The organism is Burkholderia sp. BDU5, from assembly GCF_001522845.1.
GTDB classification, from domain to species: domain Bacteria; phylum Pseudomonadota; class Gammaproteobacteria; order Burkholderiales; family Burkholderiaceae; genus Burkholderia; species Burkholderia mayonis.
The window spans coordinates 83351-106202 of sequence record NZ_LOWC01000001.1 but is presented as its reverse complement, the minus strand read 5'-3'; the positions used below and the strand labels follow the sequence as shown (position 1 = coordinate 106202).

At 63.5% G+C, this 22852-nt stretch carries 19 protein-coding genes and 2 pseudogenes; 12 read left to right on the top strand and 9 right to left on the bottom strand.

What is annotated here, in order from left to right:
• From WS69_RS00470 to WS69_RS00440, 7 genes and pseudogenes are all read left to right on the top strand, one after another.
• Nucleotides 1–195, top strand: a pseudogene (locus WS69_RS00470) (aspartate aminotransferase family protein); the annotation flags it as partial.
• Between the two features lie 67 nt (nt 196–262).
• Entirely contained in the window at nt 263–1384 is a 1122-nt protein-coding gene (locus WS69_RS00465; RefSeq protein ID WP_059468879.1) for a polyamine ABC transporter substrate-binding protein, read from the top strand.
• Between the two features lie 188 nt (nt 1385–1572).
• Nucleotides 1573–2727: an ABC transporter ATP-binding protein gene (locus WS69_RS00460; protein ID WP_059468887.1), complete on the top strand. Its 1155-nt coding sequence runs from the start codon at nt 1573–1575 to the stop codon at nt 2725–2727.
• On the top strand, nt 2724–3704 hold the full coding sequence (locus WS69_RS00455; protein ID WP_059468878.1) for an ABC transporter permease subunit: 981 nt from the start codon (nt 2724–2726) through the stop codon (nt 3702–3704). The genes WS69_RS00460 and WS69_RS00455 overlap by 4 nt, the downstream gene beginning before the upstream one ends.
• Complete coding sequence (locus WS69_RS00450; RefSeq protein WP_059468877.1) at nt 3701–4639, top strand: ABC transporter permease subunit; 939 nt, start codon at nt 3701–3703, stop codon at nt 4637–4639. The genes WS69_RS00455 and WS69_RS00450 overlap by 4 nt, the downstream gene beginning before the upstream one ends.
• Before the next feature lie 65 nt (nt 4640–4704).
• Complete coding sequence (locus tag WS69_RS00445; RefSeq protein ID WP_059468876.1) at nt 4705–6282, top strand: DUF3138 family protein; 1578 nt, start codon at nt 4705–4707, stop codon at nt 6280–6282.
• 130 nt (nt 6283–6412) lie between these two features.
• Nucleotides 6413–7720 carry an NAD(P)/FAD-dependent oxidoreductase gene (locus WS69_RS00440; RefSeq protein WP_059468875.1) on the top strand — a complete coding sequence of 436 codons (1308 nt, stop codon included), beginning with the start codon at nt 6413–6415 and terminating at the stop codon, nt 7718–7720.
• Nucleotides 7721–8167: 447 nt separating this feature from the next.
• Here WS69_RS00440 and WS69_RS29715 read toward each other — a convergent pair whose 3' ends face one another.
• Nucleotides 8168–9055 (bottom strand): pyrroline-5-carboxylate reductase family protein, encoded by an 888-nt coding sequence (locus tag WS69_RS29715; RefSeq protein WP_082715846.1) that lies wholly within the window; start codon nt 9053–9055, stop codon nt 8168–8170.
• 411 nt (nt 9056–9466) lie between these two features.
• Here WS69_RS29715 and WS69_RS00435 point away from each other — a divergent pair, with 411 nt between their 5' ends.
• From WS69_RS00435 to WS69_RS00420, 5 genes are all read left to right on the top strand, one after another.
• Nucleotides 9467–10873, top strand: coding sequence for an MFS transporter (locus WS69_RS00435; RefSeq protein WP_059468886.1), 1407 nt, complete (start codon nt 9467–9469; stop codon nt 10871–10873).
• 396 nt (nt 10874–11269) lie between these two features.
• Nucleotides 11270–11929 (top strand): TetR/AcrR family transcriptional regulator, encoded by a 660-nt coding sequence (locus WS69_RS00430; protein WP_059468885.1) that lies wholly within the window; start codon nt 11270–11272, stop codon nt 11927–11929.
• Nucleotides 11930–11970: 41 nt separating this feature from the next.
• Nucleotides 11971–12282 carry a hypothetical protein gene (locus WS69_RS34405; protein WP_231747043.1) on the top strand — a complete coding sequence of 104 codons (312 nt, stop codon included), beginning with the start codon at nt 11971–11973 and terminating at the stop codon, nt 12280–12282.
• Complete coding sequence (locus WS69_RS34400) at nt 12279–13121, top strand: hypothetical protein (protein ID WP_231747042.1); 843 nt, start codon at nt 12279–12281, stop codon at nt 13119–13121. The genes WS69_RS34405 and WS69_RS34400 overlap by 4 nt, the downstream gene beginning before the upstream one ends.
• Nucleotides 13010–14302, top strand: a complete 1293-nt coding sequence (locus WS69_RS00420; protein WP_059468873.1) for an NAD(P)/FAD-dependent oxidoreductase — start codon at nt 13010–13012, stop codon at nt 14300–14302. The genes WS69_RS34400 and WS69_RS00420 overlap by 112 nt, the downstream gene beginning before the upstream one ends.
• Before the next feature lie 189 nt (nt 14303–14491).
• Here the strand turns inward: WS69_RS00420 and WS69_RS00415 are convergent, their stop codons facing one another.
• The 8 genes and pseudogenes from WS69_RS00415 to WS69_RS00375 all read right to left on the bottom strand — a co-directional run bounded on the left by WS69_RS00415 (nt 14492) and on the right by WS69_RS00375 (nt 22825).
• Nucleotides 14492–15184 carry an amino acid ABC transporter permease gene (locus WS69_RS00415; RefSeq protein WP_059468872.1) on the bottom strand — a complete coding sequence of 231 codons (693 nt, stop codon included), beginning with the start codon at nt 15182–15184 and terminating at the stop codon, nt 14492–14494.
• Nucleotides 15185–15187: 3 nt separating this feature from the next.
• The gene (locus WS69_RS00410) at nt 15188–15883 is read right to left on the bottom strand and encodes an amino acid ABC transporter permease (RefSeq protein ID WP_059468871.1); all 696 of its coding nucleotides are present in this window, start codon (nt 15881–15883) and stop codon (nt 15188–15190) included.
• 56 nt (nt 15884–15939) lie between these two features.
• Nucleotides 15940–16794: an ABC transporter substrate-binding protein gene (locus WS69_RS00405; protein ID WP_059468870.1), complete on the bottom strand. Its 855-nt coding sequence runs from the start codon at nt 16792–16794 to the stop codon at nt 15940–15942.
• 619 nt (nt 16795–17413) lie between these two features.
• Nucleotides 17414–19162, bottom strand: a complete 1749-nt coding sequence (locus WS69_RS00395; RefSeq protein WP_059468868.1) for a methyl-accepting chemotaxis protein — start codon at nt 19160–19162, stop codon at nt 17414–17416.
• Nucleotides 19163–19443: 281 nt separating this feature from the next.
• A pseudogene (locus tag WS69_RS00390) lies at nt 19444–20385 on the bottom strand (CopD family protein).
• 86 nt (nt 20386–20471) lie between these two features.
• Nucleotides 20472–22028, bottom strand: a complete 1557-nt coding sequence (locus WS69_RS00385) for a TolC family protein (protein ID WP_082715845.1) — start codon at nt 22026–22028, stop codon at nt 20472–20474.
• Nucleotides 22025–22324, bottom strand: a complete 300-nt coding sequence (locus tag WS69_RS00380; RefSeq protein ID WP_059468867.1) for a hypothetical protein — start codon at nt 22322–22324, stop codon at nt 22025–22027. The genes WS69_RS00385 and WS69_RS00380 overlap by 4 nt, the downstream gene beginning before the upstream one ends.
• A 93-nt stretch (nt 22325–22417) precedes the next feature.
• A complete protein-coding gene (locus tag WS69_RS00375) occupies nt 22418–22825 on the bottom strand; it encodes a hypothetical protein (RefSeq protein WP_059468866.1) in 408 nt (135 codons plus the stop codon).
• Nucleotides 22826–22852 lie beyond the last annotated feature (27 nt).

The window sequence follows — 22852 nt, the reverse complement described above, 5'->3', positions numbered from 1 at the left end:
AGCTTCGAGAACGGCGGCGAGGTCGGCACGATCTGCCGCGACTACTGCTTCAACGGCAACCTGGTGATGCGCGCGACGGGCGACCGGATGCTGCTGTCGCCGCCGCTCGTGATCTCGAAAGCGGAGATCGACGAGATCGTCGAGAAGGCGAAGCAAGCGATCGATGCGACCGCGCAGCAACTGGGTCTTTCCTAACGGCATTGCCAATCGGGCGGGCGGCGCTCGCGCGACGCTCTCCCACCTTCATCATCAGGGGAACAACATGAGTGTGAGCCATCTTCGTCATGCGATCGCGCGCGCTGCGTTCGTCGCGCTCGCCGGCGCCTCGGCACTGTCCGTTCCGGCTGCGCAGGCCATCGGCGCCGAGCTGAACGTCTACAACTGGTCCGACTACATCGCGAAGGACACGATCCCGAACTTCGAGAAGCAAACGGGCGTCCACGTCAAATACGACAACTACGACAGCGACGACACACTGCAGGCAAAGCTGCTCGCGGGCAGCTCCGGCTACGACATCGTCGTGCCGACGTCGAACTACATGGCCAAGCAGATTCAGGCGGGCGTCTATCAGAAGCTCGACAAGTCGAAGCTCCCGAATCTGTCGAATCTCGATCCGACGCTGATGAAGATGATCGCCGATGCGGATCCAGGCAACCAGTACGGCGTGCCGTGGGCGTTCGGCACCGACGGCATCGGCTACAACGTGCAGGCGGTGAAGAAGGCGCTCGGCGACAACGCGCCCGTCGACAGCTGGGCGCTCGTGCTCGATCCGGCGAACCTGTCGAAGCTGAAGGGCTGCGGCGTGTCGTTCCTCGATCAGGCGGTCGACGTGTTCGCCGCGACGCTGCAATACATGGGCAAGAATCCGAACAGCACGAACCCGGCCGATTACCAGGCTGCTTTCGATGTGCTGAAGAAAGTCCGCCCGTACATCACGCAATTCAATTCGTCCGGCTACATCAACGATCTCGCGAACAACGACGTGTGCGTCGCGCTCGGCTGGTCGGGCGACGTCGGCATCGCGCACCGCCGCTCGGCCGAAGCGAAGCGCTCGTACGACATCAAGTTCTCGAATCCGAAGGAAGGCGGCCTGCTGTGGTTCGACGTGATGGTGATCCCGAAGGACGCGCCGCACGCGGAAGCCGCGCTGAAGTGGATCAACTACATCGAGGATCCGAAGGTCAACGCGGCGATCACGAACGAAGTGTTCTATCCGACCGCGAACCGCGCGGCGCGCCAGTTCGTCGTGCCGGCCGTCGCGCAGGACCCGACCGTCTATCCGCCCGACGACGTGCTGAAGAAGATGACGCTGATGCGGCCGATGCCCGCCGACATCCTGCGTCTCGAAAACCGCCTGTGGGCGCAGTTGAAGACGGGACACTGATCACGAACGATAGCCGCGCGCAGCAGTCGCTCGATCGCTGCCCGCCCGAAGCACGCAGTCCGACGTCAGCGCGTTCGACCTGAAGCGCGCGACGCCTTGATTCCCGGTCGCAGTTCCTTCGCGATTCGCATCGTGCGCATCGCGTGGGAGCGCTCATGCCTGCGATCCCAACGAAGGATGGCTACCTCATGAAATCGACGCCTTCAATCGACACCGCGCAACTGGCGCGCCCCTCGGCCGGCAAGCCGGCCAGAATGGACGAGTTCGTCCGCATCGAGAACGTCGTGAAGAAATTCGGCGACAGCACCGCCGTCGACAACGTCAATCTGTCGATCGCGAAAAACGAACTGTTCGCGCTGCTCGGCAGCTCCGGCTGCGGCAAGTCCACGCTGCTGCGAATGCTTGCCGGACTCGAGACGGCCACGTCCGGCCGCATCTTCGTCGACGGCGAGGATCTCGCGACGCTGCCGCCGTACCGCCGGCCCGTCAACATGATGTTCCAGTCGTATGCGCTGTTCCCGCACATGACGGTGGAAGCGAACGTCGCGTTCGGCCTGAAACAGGAAGGCACGCCGAAGCACGAGATCCGCGAGCGCGTCGCCGATGCACTGAACCTCGTGCAAATGAGCCGCTACGCGCAGCGCAAGCCGCATCAGTTGTCGGGCGGCCAGCAGCAGCGCGTCGCGCTCGCGCGCTCGCTCGTCAAGCGGCCGAAGCTCCTGCTGCTCGACGAGCCGATGTCCGCGCTCGACAAGAAGATCCGCCAGAAGACGCAGCTCGAGCTCGTCAGCATCATCGAGAAGGTCGACGTGACCTGCGTGATGGTCACGCACGACCAGGAGGAAGCGATGACGATGGCGAGCCGCCTCGCGGTGATGAGCGAAGGACGGATCGTGCAGATCGGCACGCCGAGCGCGGTCTACGAATTTCCGAACAGCCGCTTCTCGGCCGAGTTCATCGGCTCGACGAATCTTTTCGAAGGCGTCGTCGTCGAGGACGAGCCCGATCACATCTTCGTCGAAAGCGAGGACCTGGAAGCGCGCATGTACGTGAGCCACGGCGTCACGGGGCCGCTCGGCATGCCGGTCGGCATCTCGGTTCGGCCGGAGCGCGTGCGCGTGTCGCGCGAGCGCCCGAGCGCACCGCACAACTGGGCGCGCGGCGTCGTCACCGACGTCGCGTACATGGGCAGCTATTCGCTGTACCACGTGCGCCTGCCGAGCGGCAAGACCGTCGTGTCGAATCTCTCGAGCTCGCACCTGATGCAGGAAGGTGCGCCCGCCTACAACGACGACGTGTTCGTCTCCTGGTCGCCCGCAAGCGGCGTGGTGCTGACGCAATGAGAACCTCTCCCACTTCCTCGCTCGCGGCGGCTTCGTCCGCCGTCCGAAGCGCGTCGCCCGTGCGCGCGCGCCTCGCCCGCATCGCGGCGGGCTTCACGCCGTCCGGCCGCAGCGTCGCGATCGGCGTGCCGTTCCTGTGGCTCATGCTGTTCTTCGCACTGCCGTTCGTGCTCGTGCTGAAGATCAGCTTCGCCGACCAGGTGATGGGCATCCCGCCGTACACGGCGCTGATGAGCATCAAGGACGGCGCGGTGCAGTTCGCGCTGCAGTTCGGCCATTACGCGTTCCTGCTTCAGGACAGCCTCTATGTCGCGACATACGTCAGCTCGCTGAAGATGGCCGCGGTATCGACGCTGCTGTGCCTGCTGATCGGCTATCCGATGGCGTACTACATCGCGCGTTCCGCGCCTGCGACGCGCAACCTGCTGATGATGGGCGTGATGCTGCCGTTCTGGACGTCGTTCCTGATCCGCGTCTACGCATGGATCGGCATCCTGAAAGACGACGGGCTCCTCAACCACGCGCTGATCGCACTCGGCCTGATCCATTCCCCGCTGCGCCTCTATCACACCGACGCGGGCGTCTACATCGGAATGGTCTATTCGTATCTGCCGTTCATGGTGATGCCGCTCTACGCGCACCTCGTGAAGATGGACCTGACGCTGCTCGAAGCCGCGTACGACCTCGGCGCGAAGCCGTGGGTCGCGTTCACGCGGATCACGCTGCCGCTGTCGAAGAACGGAATCATCGCGGGCAGCCTGCTCGTGTTCATTCCGGCCGTCGGCGAGTATGTGATTCCGGAGCTGCTCGGCGGCGCCGACACGCTGATGATCGGCCGCGTGATGTGGGATGAGTTCTTCAACAACATGGACTGGCCGATGGCCTCCGCGGTGACGGTCGCGATGGTGTTGCTGCTCCTCGTGCCGATGGCCGTGTTCCAGTACTACCAAGTGAAGGAGCTGGGGGACGCGAAATGATCAAGCCCAACAAGCCGCTTTCCGCCGGCGTGCTGACGCTCGGCTTCCTGTTTCTGTACATCCCGATCATCAGCCTCGTCGTCTATTCGTTCAACGAATCGAAGCTCGTCACCGTCTGGTCCGGCTTCTCGCTGAAGTGGTACGCGGCGCTCCTGCAGGACGACGAGTTGCTGACGAGCGCATGGCTGTCGCTGAAGATCGGTCTGCTGACCGCATGCGCGTCAGTGTTCATCGGCACGTGGGCGGGCTTCGTGCTCGCGCGCTTCGGCCGGTTCCGCGGCTTCACGCTATACACCGGAATGATCAACGCGCCGCTCGTGATTCCCGAGGTGATCCAGGGGATCTCGCTGCTGCTGCTGTTCGTCGCGCTCGAGCAGATGGTCGGCTGGCCGAAGGGCCGCGGGATGGTGACGATCTGGATCGGCCACGTGATGCTGTGCGTGTCGTACGTCGCGATCATCGTGCAGTCGCGCGTGAAGGAACTGAACAAGTCGCTCGAAGAAGCGGCGCTCGACCTCGGCGCGACGCCGCTCAAGGTGTTCTTCGTGATCACGCTGCCGCTGATCTCTCAGGCGCTGCTGTCCGGGTGGCTGCTGTCGTTCACGCTGTCGATCGACGATCTCGTGCTGTCCGCGTTCCTGTCCGGCCCCGGCTCGACGACGCTGCCGCTCGTCGTGTTCTCGCGCGTGCGCCTCGGCCTCAATCCCGAAATGAACGCGCTAGCGACGCTTTTCATCACCGCCGTCACGATCGGCGTGATCGTCGTCAACCAGATGATGCTGAGCCGCGAACGTCGGCGCGAACGCGACATGCGCCAGGCGTTCGCGCAACCCGCGCCGTCCGACGCGTTCGCATCCGACGCATCCGACGCATTCGGCAGCGTCTCGCGCACATCGCAGGCCGCGGCGACGAGAAAGTCGCTCGGCACGGCCTGACGACGCCCCGATCGCCCGAACGAGCCCCCAAGTCCTTCGCAATACGACCAACCAGGAGAATTTGCATGAGAAAGAAGTTAATCTGTCTGCTCGTGGCCGGGTCGCTGCCCGGCTTCGCCGGCGCCGCGTCGACAAGCGCGCAGATCAAGGCAATGCAGGCGCAGTTGAACGCGCTGCAGGCGCAGGTGAAGGAGCTGCAGTCCGCGCTCGCGTCGCAGCACGGCGCGGCGGGCAGCGGCGCCGCCGCGGCCAAAGGCGCGGCGACCGCGATGGCGGCCGCGCCCATCGACGAATCGTCTCCGGACTACGGCAAGGCGCCCGCCGTGCTGACGAACGACGACGTCACGCAGATGAAGCAGGAAATCGCGAACCAGCAATTGAAGGTCGATTCGCTGACCGACGCGGCGAACACCGGGCCGATCGCGGGCCTGTCGGTGACTGGCTATATCGATCCAACCTACGTGTTCAACCGCGCGGCGGGCACGTCGTCGTTCCTGTTCGCGAACCACGAGAGCAACTACAACTACTTCAACAGCACGTTCGGCGATCTTTATCTCGACATCAAGAAGACGTTCGGCGTCGGCCCGATGGCGCCGTCGGCCGAGATCACGCTGATGCCGAACCGCGGCAACGGCATCACGCTCTTGCAGAACTCGCGCGGCAACATCGGCAACAACATCCTCAACACAGCGGTCGTCAACGTGCCGCTCAGCGCGACGACGACGCTCGTCGCCGGCCTCGTGCCGAGCTTCGGCGGCTACGAAGTGCAGCAGTCGAACCAGATGCTCACGCTCACGCACAACCTGCTGTACGACTTCTCCGATCCGGGCAGCTACATCGGCATCGGCGCGAACTATACGAAGGGCAACTGGGCGTGGAAGTTCCTGCTCGGCAACGAACAATACCGGACGTACGGCTCGGTCACGCAGACTGGCACGAACGCGCTCGGCGATCCGATCACGACGAGCAACAAGGTGCCGACGTTCACCGCGCGCGTCGACTACACGTGGTCGAGCGCGCTCGATCTCGGCGGTTCGTTCAACATCGGGCGGCAGACGCTCGGCAGCGCGACAGCTCAATCGGGCGCGGTCGTCTACGGTCCGGGCGGCCAGTCGTCGAGCCCGTACGGCGCGTTCTTCTTCGCGGAAGCGGACGCCGCCTACACGCTCGCGGACATCCAGTACAACGCGGAAATCGACTACGGCCAGCAGCAGCACGCGGCGTTCAACGGCGGCCGCGCGCAGTGGTACGGCCTGTCGCTCCTCGCGCATCGCAAGTTCAACATGCCGGTGCTCGGCCGGATGGGCGCGACGCTGCGCTACGACTTCCTCGCGAACAGCAAGAACGGCGGCGGCGGCGGCGGGATCGCGCTCAACGGCAACGGGATGGATACCGCGAACGGCTTCGGCGTCGATTCGGACTGCCTCGCGACGTCGAAGGCGAACGGCGGTCTCGGGTTCGAGTGCAAGGGCGCGAACCGTCAGGACGTCGCGCTCGATCTGCTGTTCTATCCGACGCAGCAGATTACCGTGAAGGTCGAATACCGGCACGACTGGGCGAACAACAAGGTGTTCCTGCGAAACGACGGCTCGTACAGCAAGTCCAACGATCTGCTTGCGACGCAGTTCATCTACTCGTTCTGACGTCGACCGCGCATGACGTGCAGCTGCTTGCCGCACGTCATGCGCGCCGCTACCCGTTTTCCCGCATTGCGCATCGCGGCCGCATGGCATCGCGATGCAATGATGCCGCTCACCCCTTCACGATTTGCTTATGATCAACGCCTTCGCCCGCCGCGCCGACGAACTCGCACGCCGCTCGTATTACGAAGCCACCGCCACCCGCCCGGCCGACGACGACCCGGTGCTCGACGACGCGCTCGACGTCGACGTCTGCGTGATCGGCGCCGGGTTCGCCGGTCTGTCGGCCGCGCTCGACTGCCGCGCGCGCGGCTTGTCGGTCGCCGTGCTCGACGCGTATCGGCCGGGCTGGGGCGCATCGGGCAGGAACGGCGGACAGATGATCGCGGGCTTCGCCAAGGACGGCGAAATCGAGCGCCAGCTCCGCATCGAAGGCGCCCGCGAAGCATGGGCGCTGTCGCTCGACGCCGTCGCGCTCGTCGAAGAGCGCATCGCGCGCTACGGAATCGACTGCGACTTCACACGCGGCTACCTGACGGTCGCGACGCATCCGCGCCGCGTGCCAGAATTGCGGCGGTGGATGGACGATGCGGCATCGCACTGGGGGCATCCGTCGCTCGAATGGCTCGATGCCGATGAGATTCGCGCGCGCATCGCGTCGCCGCGTTATCTCGCGGGCGTTCACGATCCGCTGTCCGGTCATCTGCATCCGCTCAAGTACTGCATCGGCCTCGCCGATGCGGCGCGACGCGAAGGCGCGCGGCTGTTCGCGCACACCCCGGCGCTCGAAGTCGTACGCGGCGCGCGGCCCGTCGTGCGCACGCCAACGGGCGAAGTGCGCTACCGTCACGTCGTCGCGTGCTGCAACGCGGGCCCGGGCGGCGTGCTGCCCGCCGCGACGGCCGCGCGCATCGCGCCGATCGCGTCGTACATCATCGCGACCGAAGCGCTCGGCGCTGATCGCGCGAACGCACTGATTCCGCAGCGCGAAGCGGTCTGCGACAACAACTTCTTTCTCGATTACTTCCGGCTGTCCGCCGATCACCGGATGCTGTTCGGAGGCCGCGCAGACTCGGCGGGCGCATCGCCCGACGCGCTCGTCGATGCGATTCGCCGCCGGATGGTCGGGGCGTTCCCGCAGCTCGCCGATGTGTGCATCGAATTCGCATGGGGCGGCTTCGTCGACGTGACGCGCAATCGCGCGCCGGATTTCGGCGTGATCGATCCGAACTACTTCTACCTTCAGGGTTTCAGCGGCCACGGCGTCGCGCTGACCGGCATCGCGGGCCGCATCGTCGCGAACGCGATCGCGGGCGACACGCATGCATTCGATCTGTTTGCGCGCCTGCGGCATCGGCGCTTTCCCGGCGGCCCCGCATGGCGCCGGCCCGCACTCGAGATCGGGATGCTGTATCAACGCTTGCGCGAGCTGCTGTTCTGAACGCGCATTTCGCCTGTTTTCTCTCGATCCATTCGTCACTCGGTTGCCACAACCCCGCGGTCAACCAACTGCTCCGCATGGGAAAAAAACAGGGATGCGATCGACAGACAAACCATGCCCGCGGTACGCTGATTTGCCATCGCGTCAAGCGAGACATCGAGGATCGCGACCGCTGTACATCACGATATCCATCGTCAGATTTCGATCGCACTCGTTCGCGCACATCCCGCGTTCGACGACGATACACTTGCGACCGAAATCAGCTCGCACTTGGCGCCCCGCGAATTGGCCCCTCCGACGACCGTGACCAGGAGGCGAAACGTTCTCCATCACAAAGCGCCGCCTTTTGTCCGGACGCTTGTTGCGCCCAAGCATTCGATTTTTGCATGCTCGTTCTCTTTCACAGGTCGCCATCGAGAACGCCGCTCGAAGACGCCTTCTGTTTCGTCAAACGTGCCCGCCAAGCCCGATGGATCCGTGTTTCTCCAGCTGAACGCAAAGCATCGTTTGGGCATGTTCGATCCCTTCTCGAACGGTCCTTGCAAAATCCCCATGAAGACGAAGCGAATTCATGATGCTTTCGGCAATACCGCCTGGCGTCGCGCATTGATTTACATAATTCTCGATTTCATTTTTCTTTAAATTCACATGTCTAACCCGCCTCGCCCAATCGATAACCCCGCCCCACTCACCCAGCCCGTATTCTTCAGCACATTTCAATATTTCCCGGTCACTAACAGCCGCCCCTATAAAATCGCAATACATTAATATAAACGGAAGACAAGCACCGAGCACGGTAATCGGCTCAAAATGATTATCGGATTGCAGATTCAAAATGTGCGTCACCATGGATTCGAACAAATCCCTTGCGTTTTCATTCATGTCGCCGCAAGTTACACCGAGTGCCTGCCCGCTGGAAATCGTATCCGGTGCGCTTATAATCGCCCGAGCGATCGACCCCGATCCATGCACAACGCCTGACAATCTGGAAAGCGAAACACCGGCCAAAAACGAGATGATTATCTGTCCATCGCTCAATTTGTAATTGGATATCATCCCATAATCTATCGGTCGTACGGTATACAAAATCACATCGCAATTCTGCATGACCGCATCCACGTCTACAAGACGGTCTTCGACTCCCGATGTTGCACTCGTCGTATACGATTTTTGAGAACCGCGATGTCCGAGCCAAACATTTCCTCGGTCGAACCCAACATCGATCAAGCGCGACGCAAGAGCAACCCCCAGGTGCCCCGCCCCCACAATTCCGATTCTTTGACTCGTCATCCCATCACCTCCGATAGCCTTCGAAAGTTCGATTTGTTCTGCCATTGGACAAGCAGGTGAGCCTGAAAACGGCCGGCGTCGCCGTGCCGCAAAAGGGCCCATGAAGCCTCGCGCCCGATGATCAACACGAACCGCGATCACTCGACATTCGGCTCGAGCAAGCCGTTCACTGAGCCATGCGCCCCACGGCATCGCGACGTGACAGCGTCAGCATGAGTTGCTATCCTAGAGCATGACCGACCACCGGTCAATGGAATGCCGCTGCATGTGTCGGTACATCCTCAGGCAACCAGGAATGCAAATTTGGGCGCGTATTCAAACCCTTGTTCGATTACGCGCACACGCTCCACTGCAAGCGGTCTTCGATTTTCCGTTGCATCGAGCCAACGATATTAGGATTTGTCCAGATTCAAGGTGGAGCCCACCACCCGCATATTGAATTCAATCGAGGTTCACATGATCAACCATCAACGCTATGTTTTATTCGCACTCTTGCTATCCGGATTCGTAACGATTTTCGATTTATTTGTTGTCAATATCGCGATCGTCAACATTGAAAAGACACTGCACGCAAGCTATGTAGAGCTGACGATGATTATCGTAGCCTATGAATTATCGTTCGGCCTCTTGCTCATCACCGGAGGAAGGCTGGGCGATCTATGGGGGCGCCGTCGAGCCTATCAGATCGGCATGCTGTGCTTCACGGCGTCATCGGTTCTTTGCGGACTCGCGCCTCACGCGGTGGTACTGATCTTCGCGCGCTTTTTACAAGGGCTGTCTGCCGCCATACTCTTTCCGCAAATCTACGCAAGCATCCGGGCAGATTTTGATGAAACCGGCGCCCGGCGGGCTTTCGGATACTTGGGAATGACGCTCGGGCTCGCTGCGATCGCGGGGCAAGTTCTAGGCGGCCTGATCATCTCGATCAATCTGCTGGAGTTGCAGTGGCGAGCTATCTTTTTTATCAACCTCCCCATCGGGTTGGTGGCGCTGGCTTTTTCTCGTCATTTACGGAACACGTCTATCGAGCAAAAAAAAAGCCTGGATTGGGCCGGCGTCGCTCTTTCGAGTCTGGGAATCTCCGTTTCACTGCTGCCTCTGCTAATGAGCGCGGTCTGGGGATGGAGCTTCAAAAGCTATGTCCTGATGTTGATCGGTCTGGGCACCTTGTATCTATTCATGCGTCACGAGATCCGGTACGCACGCAATGGCCACGTCCCTCTCATCAATATGAAGCTTCTCCAGGAAAGACGATTCATCAAGGGCTCGTCGTTGGTCATGTGCATCTATGCGACTGCCGGTTCATTCACGTTGGTGTTTTCGATTTTTCTTCAGTCCGGTTTGAAGCTAAGTCCGTTTGAAGCGGGAATGACCTATGTTTCGACCAGCATCGGATTTGCAATTTCATCGCTATTGATGCCCCGGCTAATCAGCCGATCCGGCCCCCAAGTCGTTTCCATTGGCGCAGTCTCTTACGCGGCAAGCTTCATCGCGCTAATACTCGCCGTGCGATATTTCCCTATCCTCGAACGGCCGTGGCTCCTGATGCCGGTGCTGTGGACGCTGGGCTTTACTCAAGGCATGGTCATGACCCCTCTTTTGAATATCGTTTTGGCAAACGTCCAAGAAAATTTCGCGGGGATGGCCGCTGGAGTCGTTTCGACCTTGCAGCAGGTGGGCGCGGCATTTGGCGTAACGGCGGTCAGTACGATCCTGCAGATGACCTTAAAAAAAATGTCTCACCTGCAGGAATTCTCTCAACTGCAAAGCGCGTTCGTCTACAGCATGTTTTTCAACGTGGGGGCTGCTGTCGTCGCCAGCTATATCCTGCGGAAGATGTTGAATCAAGCGCAGCGCGTTTGAACGGAACCATTAGTTGCTGACCAAGCATGTCTTTGAACAATTACAAAGAATCCGCCTCAATAAAGTTCTTCAACTGAACACATCGCCTGACATTCTCCATCGATTGACGGAGAACACTTCCACACAGGTAACGGGTCGGATTCTTTACGTTTGCTCGATGTCGCCCTCGCACGCACATGCTGGTGACGCGTTTTCCTCAAAGAGTAGTACCCCGGAGTTTCGTCGGCGCTCGAAACATGAGCACGATGCAGATACATGGCGACGATCGGGAGGAGCCGGATTTCGTCTTCCCATATTGAATTGACCGACGGTCGGTTAACTCGAGAAAACGTCGGCGACATCGGGGACGTGGCCTAGACTTCTGACTTTTGTACGCAAGTTCTGAATCGCACGATGATGAGATACAAGACAAGCCAGCGGGAACAGGGAGCGCCCAAAACGCCCCGCACCAAGCCAGCCGAAGTACGTCTGGAAGAATTGATGGCGGCAGCCGAGAAGCTATTGTTGGTGCAAGGCGTTGAGGCCACCACGATCAATGAAATTGTTGAGTTGGCCGAAGTAGCCAAGGGCACCTTCTACCATTACTTCGCCTCGAAGAACGAACTCCTGGAGGCCATGGGGCAGCGCTACACCGCGCAATACCTCAGCCGCTTGAAAGAGGCCGTTGACGCTTGCGCGGCGGACGACTGGTTAGGTCAGCTACGTGCATGGATTCGGACGAGCATCGAAGCCTATGTAGAAACGTATCGCACGCACGACATCGTTTACATCAAGCATCACCATCACGAGCGAAACAATCGCGAGAAGAACGCCATTCTCGATCAGCTCCAGGGCATTCTCAGCGGCGGCGAACAAGCCGGCGTGTGGCAGTTGACGCAACCGCGCATTACGGCACTGTTGATCTATTCGGGCGTTCACGGCGCCACGGACGATGTTATCGCAGTGCAGGAAACAGATTATTCCGCATTCGCTCGAGCCGTCACCGCCGTTTGTCTGCGCGTGGTCGGCATTGCGGACGAGGTCGAAGCACCCAAGCCGCGCCGTCGGTCGCGATGATTGCGTTCGTGCGAACGGCATAGCAGCCATGACGCGCGTCGATGATGGTGCACGGACGGCACCTGATCGCGTGCCCCGGCGTATGGGCAGATTCAGTGCTGCGCGGCCTTGGGCTCAAACAGAGTCCCCGCTGGGAAGTCTGGCGGATGAACGATGCGTACCGGGAACTCAAAGCAGATCATCCCAGGATGCCCATCTGGTTCGAGTTCGGCAACATCGATGCGAGCGACCGGGGAACGTTCTACGGATTTCCTTCGTTGGATTTCTCGCCGGCCATGCACAACCTGGCGAAGATGAGCGCGAATTACACTACGACGTCTTCGACGAACCCTCGGCCATCCGATCCACCGTGAGCAATCGGCTGATGCGCGAGCTCACCGAACATCTCGGGCGGCTCATCGATCCCGATGTCATCGATGCCGGTCATTATCAACATGCAGGCACATGCCTCTACTCGATGAGTCCGGACGGCAAGCTCGTCATCGGCCGGATTCCGATGGAGCTGGGCGGCATGTCGCACCACGCCCGCGCCGCCATATGCGTCATGGAATCCGGCCGGGCCTTCAAGTACGCCCCGCTGTTCGGTCGCGTACTGGTCGAGCTGGCCGTCGACGGTCATTCCCGCTATCAAAGCGACCTGGAAATCTTCTCGCCCGCGCGCGATGGGCTGTTCGATTCGTTGAATCGCCAGAGCGATGCCCGTCTCGGAGCGCCTGCATGGAAGATCGGCTTCCTTGCGGGGCGGCGGCTCGGAGCCCGTGGTCGGAGCGCAAGACGTAATCCGTCGGCGCACCGCATTGAATCGGAATACGAAGAGAAACATGTCGTCGCGGCACGAAGCGGCACCGCCCTTTCTCACGGTACGCGCCGGCATCCGAACGCTCGGCTCGCCCCGCGCCGCCGGCATGGTCGAGTTCTCGGCGTGCAACTCGCCCGGCCGCCGCCGGCCCAACACAGCGTCGCCGCGTCCATCGATCTGCCCGTTGGTCGCCGGCCTGCGACGTATTTTGATATGGACTTTTTTGTGTACCATCATCGCGACGAGGTACCGCCCGACACTCACGTATCGTCCAACACGTCATGCTCCAGTTCATCAATCAACCGCACGCCGCGTCGTACTACGCGGCAACCGTCAACGACACCACCCGCCACCCGTCGCTGGAAGGCACGATCGACGCCGATGTCTGCGTGATCGGCGCAGGCCTCACCGGCGTATCGGCGGCGCTCAATCTCGCCGAGCGCGGCCATTCGGTCGCGATCATCGAGGCGTCGAAGGTCGGATGGGCGGCGAGCGGACGCAACGGCGGCCAGATGATCGGCGGCTTCGCGTGCGGCATCGACACGTTCGAGCCGTACCTGAACGCCGGCGAAGTCCGGCAGATCTGGGACATGGGGCTCGAAACGCTCGCGATCGTCAAGAAGCGCATCGTGAAGCACGCGATCGACTGCGCGCTGATGCCCGGCTATCTGACCGCCGCGAACAAGCCGCGCGACGTCGACGCGCTGCGCCGCTGGCGCGACGACGCGGCGCGCCGCTTCGGCTACGATCGCTTTCGCTACGTCGAGCGCGACGCGCTCGCACAATACGTGCAATCGACCCGCTATCTCGGCGGCCTCTTCGATCCGGACAGCGGCCATCTGCATCCGCTCAACTACACGCTCGGGCTCGCGCGCGCGGCCGTCGAGAGCGGCGCGCGCCTCTACGAAGACAGCGCCGCGACGCGCATTTCGAACGAAGCCGGCGGCCACGTCGTGTCGACCGCGCGCGGCGCGGTCCGCGCGAAATTCGTCGTGCTCGCGTGCAACACGTTTCTCGGCGCGCTCGCGCCCGCGCTATCGCGCAAGATCATGCCGGTCGGCACCTACGTGATCGCGACCGAGCCGCTCGGCGAAACGCGCGCGCAAGCGCTGATGCCCGCGCGGGCGGCGATCTGCGACAGCCGCTTCGCGCTCGACTACTTCCGTCCCGCGCCCGACACGCGCGTTCTGTGGGGCGGCAAGGTCAGCTATTCGACGCGCGAGCCGCGCAATCTCGCCGAAGCGATGCGCCGCGACATGCTGAAGACGTTCCCGCAGCTCGCCGACGTGAAGGTCGACTATGCGTGGGGCGGCTTCGTCGACATCACGATGAATCGCGCGCCGCATTTCGGCCGCGTGTCGCCGACCGTCTATTTCGCGCAGGGGTTCTCGGGGCACGGCGTCAACACGACGGGGCTCGCGGGCAAGCTGATCGCCGACGCGATCGACGGGCAGGCCGCGCGCTTCGACGTATTCGGCAAGATCCGGCACCGCGACTTCCCCGGCGGTACGGCGCTCAGGACACCTGCGCTCGTGCTTGCGATGGCGTGGTATCGGTTGCGGGATCTGCTGTGACGATGCTCGGCGTGCGCGCGTGCGGACGCACCGGCACGTCGCACGCTGCGATCCGGCGACATGCGCTCGCGACGTGCGGACGTCCGGCGTGAGGCGCCATGCACGCGGATGCCCGGTCGACATGAAGAGCGCATCGAACCGAGGGCGCAGCCCGAGCACGCCGCCCGCGCTTTCGATCTTGACCGCCGCTCACGCCTTCACCGGAGCACGCGACGCGAGCCGCCGCTCGAGCAGGAACGCGCAGCGAGTCAGGCCGAAGCACATCACGAAGTAGCTGAAGCCGAGCAGCAGATAGACCTGCGCGGACTGCGTGATCGCCTGCGTGCTGATCTGCCCGGCGACCCACGATACTTCGGGCAGGCTGATGATGTAGCCGAGCGACGTCTCCTTGATCGTCGACACGAGCTGACTGACGAGCGACGGCAGCATGTTGCGCAGCGCCTGCGGCAAGATCACGAGCGTCATCGCCTGCAGATACGACAAGCCCAGCGCCCGCGCGCTTTCCATCTGCCCGCGCGGCAGCCCCTGGATACCCGCGCGCACGATCTCGGCGAGATACGCGCCGTCGAAGATCACGAGCGCAGTGAGCATCGTGCCGAACTGGTCCGTACGGTGCCCCGTCACCGATGGCAGCAGGAAGTACGCCCAGAACACGACCATCAGGAGCGGCGTGCCGCGCACGACGTAGACGAGCACGGTCGCCGGCCAGCGAAGCGCGCGGAACGGACTGACGCGGCACAGCCCGAGCGCGATGCCGGCGGGCAGCGCGAACACGAGGCCCGACGACGCGAGCAGCAGCGTGAGCGCGAGCCCGCCGAGCGGTCCGTTCGGATATTGGCCGACGAGGTAGTAGAGGCCGTAGGTTTGCGGGATGTCGAGCATCGGCTACACGCTCCGCACCGGAAAGCGGCGCTGATACCACACGGAAAACACGGTGATCGCGATCGACACCGTCAGATACGCGGCCGTCGCGAACGCAAACGATTCGAAGCCCCGGAACGTCGCGCTCTCGACCTGCTGCGCCTGATACATCAGCTCGGCGACGCCGATCACCATCGCGATGCTCGAGTTCTTCCACAGATTGAGCGTCTGGTTGACGAGCGGCGGCACCGTCACGCGCAACGATTGCGGCAGGATCACGAGCCGCATCGACGCGACGAAGCCGAAGCCGAGCGCGCGGCTCGCCTCGAGCTGTCCTTTCGGAATCGAGCGGATGCCGCTGCGGATGTCCTCGGCCATGTACGCGACCGTATACAGCACGAGCGCGATCAGCGCGCTCGCCGCTTCGTAGTTGCGCTCGTAGAGCCACGTCTTCACCGCTTGCGGCAGCAGTTGCGGCGCGCCGAAATACCAGAACAGCATGTGCGCGAGCAGCGGCACGTTGCGGATGCTCTCGACGTAAACCTGGCCGAGCGCGCGCAGCGGCGCCGCAGGCGCGAGCCGCAACAGCGCGATGCCGATCGCGAGCGGCAGCGAGAACACGAACGCGAGCGCCGACAGCTCGAGCGACATCGCGAAGCCGCTGACGAGCCATGCGTGATACTGCCCGGACAGCAGCATCGACAAATTGAATTGGGTCATCGGACGCCGCTACCCGGCGCGCGGCCGGGTAGCGCCTCGAAGAAACGGATCGGCGCTCAATCGATCCGGTCGGTGGAGATCTTGAACGAGCGCGGCGGGAAATTCATCTTCGTGCCCGGCCCGAACCACTTGTCGAATTGCTTCTGCGCTTCGCCGCTCGCTTCCATCCCAAGCAGCACCTTGTTCACCTGCGCACGGAACGCGGGCTCGTTCTTGCGGATGCCGAGCGCGATGTGCTCGGTCGAAATGTTCTGCGGAACGAGTGTGTAGTCCTTGCCCGCCGGGCCGAGCTTCGCGAGATTGCCGACGAGCGTCGTCTCGTCGTTGACGTAAGCGGCTCCCTTGCCCTGCTGCAGCGCGAGCAGCGCCTGTGGGCTCGTGTCGAACGACACGACGTCCGCCCCCTTGATCGTCGCGGCGATGTTGGTTTCCATCGTCGAGCCCTTGACGGTCAGGATCTTCTTGCTCGATAGCTGCGCGAGCGTCGCGATGCCGCTGTCCTTGCGGACCATCGCCTTCTGCCCTGTGATGAATGTCGACATCGAGAAGTCGATTTGCGACTCGCGCTCCTTGTTGTGCGTGAGCGACGCGGCGAGCAGATCGACGCGGCCCTGCTGCAGCTCGGGAATCCGCGCGGCGACCGCGAGCTGCTTGAGCACCGGCTTCACGCCGAGGCTCTTCGCGACCGCGTTGCACATGTCGACGTCGTAGCCGACGATCTCGCGGCTCATCGGATCCTTCATGTAGCTGAACGGTTCGTCGGTGCCGAGCACGCCGCAGACGAGCTCGCCTTTCGCCTTGATGTCGGCGAGCTGGTCGGCCCGCGCGTGAAATGCAGCCGATGCAAGCGTGAACAGAACCGCTGCACGGACGAACCGGACAAGCACTTGCTGATGGGTGTTTGCTGGCATGCCGCTATCTCCTCCTTGTCGTTCCATCGCGTGAATCCGCACGTGAGTGTAGCGTGAAGACGCACGATTGCGGAGTGCAAAATAATTCGTCACGCCGGATCGCGCGCGACGCTGCGACGCAATGCAAGCGTCGATCGGAACACATGTTGAATGCGGATCGCCGCATCGCTCGCGATGCAACGGCGCCAGATCGCGCTTGCCATGACGTGGCACGAAGGCCGGCTCCAGCGGGCCAAGCGATGCGCATGCCGCGATTGCGTGAATGCGCCCCCTTCCCATGACGCGAGAATCGCTCGAATGTCGCGCGCGTGCGCGATTGCCGATGTCGACATTCGCCATTTCAATCGAGCTGCAACGTGGCGCGCCGCACGGCGACGCATTGCGCGCGGCGATGGCGCAACCTCATATCGCGCACGGGTAGCGCTTTATCCATCGGCGCGAATGCTGAATCCGCGTCGAGCCGATGCGCGATACACGTGCATGTATCGCAAGCCGCGTTGCTTGCGCGCGCAACGAATGAGCGATACGGTGCACAACGCGACGGCATGCCAGCCGCCGTGTGACTGCGGCAGCACGATGCCGCGGCGCGCAGCCGACCGCCCGCGCCGTCACCCGGCGATCAGAACGTTTCCCAGTCCGCGTTCGCGTCGGACACAGCTGCCGCACGCGCGACTGAAGCGGTTGCCACAGGCGCCACGGGCGCCGCAGCCGCGCGAACAGCCGGCTTCATGGTGTCGGCGGCGCGCGTCGCGTGCACGGCGCGCGGCGCCGATGTCGGCGACGCCTTCCGACGATGCTGCATCGCCGGCTCCATCGTCACACCCTCGACCCGGAAGAACGCGACCGCCTGCTTCAGCTCGCGCCCCTGGTCTTCGAGCGATTGCGACGCGGCCGCCGCTTCTTCGACCAATGCGGCATTCTGCTGCGTGACCTGATCCATCTGCGTGATCGCGAGATTGACTTGGTCGATGCCGCGGCTCTGTTCTGCCGACGCGGCCGCGATCTCGCCCATGATGTCGGTCACGCGCGCGACCGCTTGCGTGACCTCGGCCATCGTCTTGCCCGCTTCGTCGGCAAGCGCGGAGCCGTCGCGAATCTTCTGCACCGACGCGCTGATCAGTTCCTTGATCTCCTTCGCCGCGCTCGACGAGCGCTGCGCGAGGCCGCGCACCTCGCCCGCGACAACCGCGAACCCGCGCCCCTGCTCGCCCGCGCGCGCCGCCTCGACGGCCGCATTGAGCGCGAGGATGTTGGTCTGGAACGCGATTCCTTCGATGATGCCGATGATCTCCGCGATCTTCGACGAACGCTCACTGATGTCGGTCATCGTGTCGACGACCTGGCCAACGACCGTACTGCCGCGCAGCGCGACGTCCGACGCATTGGACGCGAGCCCGCTCGCCTGCTGCGCGTTCTCCGCGTTCTGCCGGACAGTCGACGTGAGCTCCTCCATGCTCGATGCGGTTTCCTGCAGCGATGCCGCCTGCTCCTCGGTGCGCGACGACAGGTCGAGGTTGCCGGACGCGATCTGCCCGGACGCGGTCGCAACCGCGTCGCTGCCCATGCGCACGCGCTCAACGATGCGCTTCAGGCTGTCGTTCATGTCGGCGAGCGCTTTCAGCAGTTGCCCCGTTTCGTCCTTCGACGTCGCATCGATGTGCGTCGTCAGGTCGCCGTCGGCGACGGTACGCGCGAACTTCACTGCGTCGCCCATCGGCTTCGTGATCGAACGCGAAATCAGCACGCCGAGCCACAACACGACCGCGAGCACGACGGCCGCCGCGGACGCCTCGAGCGTCACCGCGCGATCGATGATGTCCTTCGCCTCGTTCGAGCCGGCCTGCCCGAGATCGACGTTGAACGCGCGATGTGCCGCGAGCGCCGCATTCGTCTGCTGTGCGATCTCGGTCATCCGCGTGCCCATCAGGTCGCCCGCCTCCTGCTTCTTGCCGTCGCGCGACAGCGCGAGCACGTTGTCGCGCACCGCGTCGAGCTGGCTCATCAGCGCGCGATCGGTCGCGAGCATCGCCTTGTCCTTGTCGTTGGACAGCAGCGGCTCGTATTTCGCGAACTGGTTGTCGATCTCGCGCTGCTGCTGCGCGATCTTCTGTTCGAGATCCTTCGCCTGATCGGCGTTCGTCGAAAATACGTGCTGATTCACGAGCAGCAACATCGAATCGAATGCGAGTTGCGTATCGTCAAGGATGACGAAGCTCGGCACGGTGTTGACTGTCGAATAGCTGGCTGCGGTGTAGACGCGGCGGCTCTCGTAGATGCCGAATCCGGTGATGCCGCACAGGGCGACGAGCGCGGCGAGGATCAGCACGATCAGCCGAGCGCCGATCTTCAGGTCGGAAAAGAGTTTCATTTTGCAGACGCCAGTAACTATGGGGGGATAACGGTTCGAACGACTGCATGGCGGAGGCGCGCTCGATGACGAAGGCTCAATCGTATGAAAAAAATTGGTGCTTCTGTCATTCATTTGTATGGTTCGAACGCGAACTTCGTATTGCTATCCGATCCGTTAGCCCGGTATACGGCACGCACGCGCACAAGCTGAAGTGCTGTGCGATCGATTCGACGTCGATATGTGATCGACGACAACCTGCATGCCGCACACGCCGCTTTACGTCTGCATTTTCCGGGCGCTCAGATCGTGCCTGGCAGCGGGCTCGATGCGAGCATCGCGGCCGCGGCGAGCACGCCCAACAGCACGAGCGATTCCATTTGCAGCACGACGCCGAAGCGCCGCAATGGTCCGACGAATGCCCTCGTCTTCGGCGACGACTCCTTGAGCGCCGCCAGCGGCGCCGGCATCCCGAAGAAGCGATTGTGTCCGCCGAGCGCCGCGGCGGTCGCCACGAGCGCGAGCTTCAGCAGCAGCACCTGCCCGTACGTCGAGCCGAACAGGTTCGCCGACGTGCCGACGCCTCGCCAGCCGTTGTACGCACCCGAGCTGAACAGCACGACGAGCGCGAACGTCGCCGCATCGGACAGCGACTGCACGAACGCGGCGCCGTTTTTCCGCTCGCTGCCAGGCGCATCGGCGAGCTGCGGCACGACGACGTACGTCGCGATCGCCACGAGCCCGCCCCACGTGCCGATCGCGAGCAGATGCAGCCAGTCGACCCACACCGGCACGCTGAACAGCCCCGCGTCGACCGGATGGCCGCCGTTGCTGCGTGCGAGCGCGACGCCCGGAAGCGCAAGCCACAGCGCGAACGGAAAGCGAGCGTCGCCGCCGGACCGCAGCAGCGACAGCCCGACGACGGCGAACATCAGCACCGCGCCGATGAGCCATGCGTGACCGTAGCCGGTTCCCGCCAGCATCGAGCGGACGGCGGGCCACGCGTCCCACAGGGCCGATTCGCTCATCAGCGCGCAATGCCCCCAGAACGCGAGCACGCTCGACAGCAGCATGCCGAGCGCCGCGATTCACAGCGTGCGGATCGATCGCCGGCTCACTTGCGCCTGCCATGGCGACGCGGCGCGCGCAAGCCATTGATCGCCGAGCAGCGCGCCGACCGCGACCGCGAAGCCGACGTTCCGCAACGCGACGGCGGGCGCCGCGGCGAGGGCGGGCGATCGCAGCGAACCGGGTCCACTGCGCGTAAGCGAATCTCTTCATGATTTCCGATCCTGAATAATCGTGACGACGCAATGTGCGGTGCGAGCCGTCATTGCTTCTGCAGCTTCACGACGGTGAGCACGCCGTTCACTTCCTCGGCGACGAAGTCGATCTTGTCGCCTGTCGCCACCTGCGACGGCATCGCCGGATCCTTGACCCTGAAGACCATCGTCATCGCGTCCATTCCGAGGTTCTCGAGCGGGCCATGCTTGATCGTCGACTTGCCCACGGCCGCGTCGACCTTCCTGATTTCGCCGTGCGACATGCCCGCTTTCGCGCCGACCGCCTGCTGCAGATCGGTTTCCGCGAGCCAGTAGTCCTTCAGCGCGTCGATGTAGCCGTTCACGGTGCCGACCTGGCCGCGCGCGTCGGCGAGCAGCTCGAACACGCTGACGAGCATCCCGTTGTAGCGGAGCAGCATCTCATCGGAGATCGTCTTGCGCAGCGGCACGACCTCGTCGCGATAGTGCTTCGCGACGTCGTAGCGCGTCACGTAGGCCGCGTACGATTCGCGCACTTCGGAGCGCGCATCGATCGCGGTCTGCGCGAGCCGGTTAGCCGACTGCAGATAGCTCGCCTTCGCGCCGCCCCAGTCGAACAGCGGAATCTCGACGCTGATCTCGTAGCCGTGCTCGTGGCCCTTGTCGGTCTCGTAGTTGTCGAGATAGCCGACGTCGAGCGCGTTGACGAAGCGCATCGCCCGCGTGAGGCCGAGCGACGTCGCGACACCCTGCGTCCTCAGCTTCGCCGCCTGGATGTCGAGGCGGTTCTCCATCGCGAAGCGCTCGAGGCCGTCGAGTTGCGGCCGCTCGGCGGGCAGAGCGGGCAGGCGGTCGGGCAGTTCGTATGCGCTCGACGCTCCCCACAAGCCCATCATGCGCGTGAGCTTCTCGCGGGCCGCCACCGCGCGCTGCCGCGCGTTCGCGAACTGCGCGATCGCGTCCGCGTAGAACGCCTGCTCGTGCGCGTAGTCGAGCCGGCTGAAGCTGCTGGCCTGCCGCATCCGCCGCGCGAGCTCCGCGCCGGCGTCCGCCGAGTCCTTGACCTGCTCCGCATAGGTCGCCGCCTGCGCGGCCGCGACCGCTTCGACGTACGCGCGGCGCGCATCCGCCGCGACCTTCAGCACCGCGTCGGCGGTCTCGAGCTTCGTCTGCTCGAAACGCCGGCCTTCGACCTTCGTCGCGAGCAGCAGCGTCAGAATACTCAGGATGCCCATCGAAAATGTCCGGCCGATGCTCAGATCGTTGCTCGAACGCGTGCGGCTGAACGTGAAGCCCGGATTCGGCAGCCGACCGGCCTGCACGAGCTCGGCTTCGGACAAGCCGAGCTCCGCGTAGGAAGCCTGGAGCCCGCGATTGTTCAGGAGCGCGATCTGAACCGCGTCGTCGACGCTCAGCGGCTTCGACAGCAGTTCCTGCGTGCGGTGCGCGACCGTGTCGCGATCGGCATCGGTCTTCACGAGCACCGCGTCTTTTCCGAGCTGCTCGGAAGCCGCAGTCGACACGGCGCCGAAGCCGCCGTCCTTCGAGAACGTCGTGCAGCCCGCGGCGAATGCCAGTACGGCCGCCGCGGCGCAGATCCGGAGGGAAACGAAGCGCGGCGTCATTGGGCGGCTTCCCCGTGCATCGCACCGTGGCCGCCGTGTGCGGCGGTGCCGTCGTTGCTCGCCTTGGCGGACGGCGCTGCCGCGTTGCGCGGCGGCTCGGCCACCGCGCGGTTCAATTGCTGCCAGGCCGGCCCGTCGTCGTCGCGGTAGCGGCGGTAGCCGTCGAGCACGGACGGCGCCACGATGGCGGGCACCGATGCCGCGGCGTCCGCCGGATCGGCGAACGTCGTCGTCGCGTGCACGAGCGCCGGCCACGCCGCCGACGCGCCGAGCAGCGCTGCGGAAATCTTTCGCATGAATTTCTCTCGTCGTCAGCCGTCCCGGCGACGCGCATGTGCGCCGTCAGGACGAGTTTGCGTATCGCAGCGAGCGCGCTGCGACCCGAAGGATCAGACGAGAGCGGTTCGGGGCGGCCGTTCGATGCCGTCCGTCAGGAACGACACGGTGCCGGCGTCTTGAGGAAAGGGAGGAGTGATGCGCACGGCATCGAAGAACGCCGCCGAGACGGAGCCGGCCGGCAAGCCGGCGCCGACGCAGCACGACACGCACGACACGCAGGTCGCGCACGGGTGCGCATGATGTGCGTCGCCCTGGCCGGGATGCCGATGGTCGGCTGCGGTCACGGTCATATCGAGCACGCCGTGACCGCTTTCCGTTCCAGCTTGCAGCGGATGACGGGCAGACGCGACGTCGTCGACGTGCGCGACCTCGCAATTCATCGAGACGGCCGCCAGCGACTGAACCGGAAGGCTCAGTGCCAACAACACGATAACGAAGAGCTTGCGCCAATATGACATAGGGGCCGGAGTCCAACATGCAGCAAC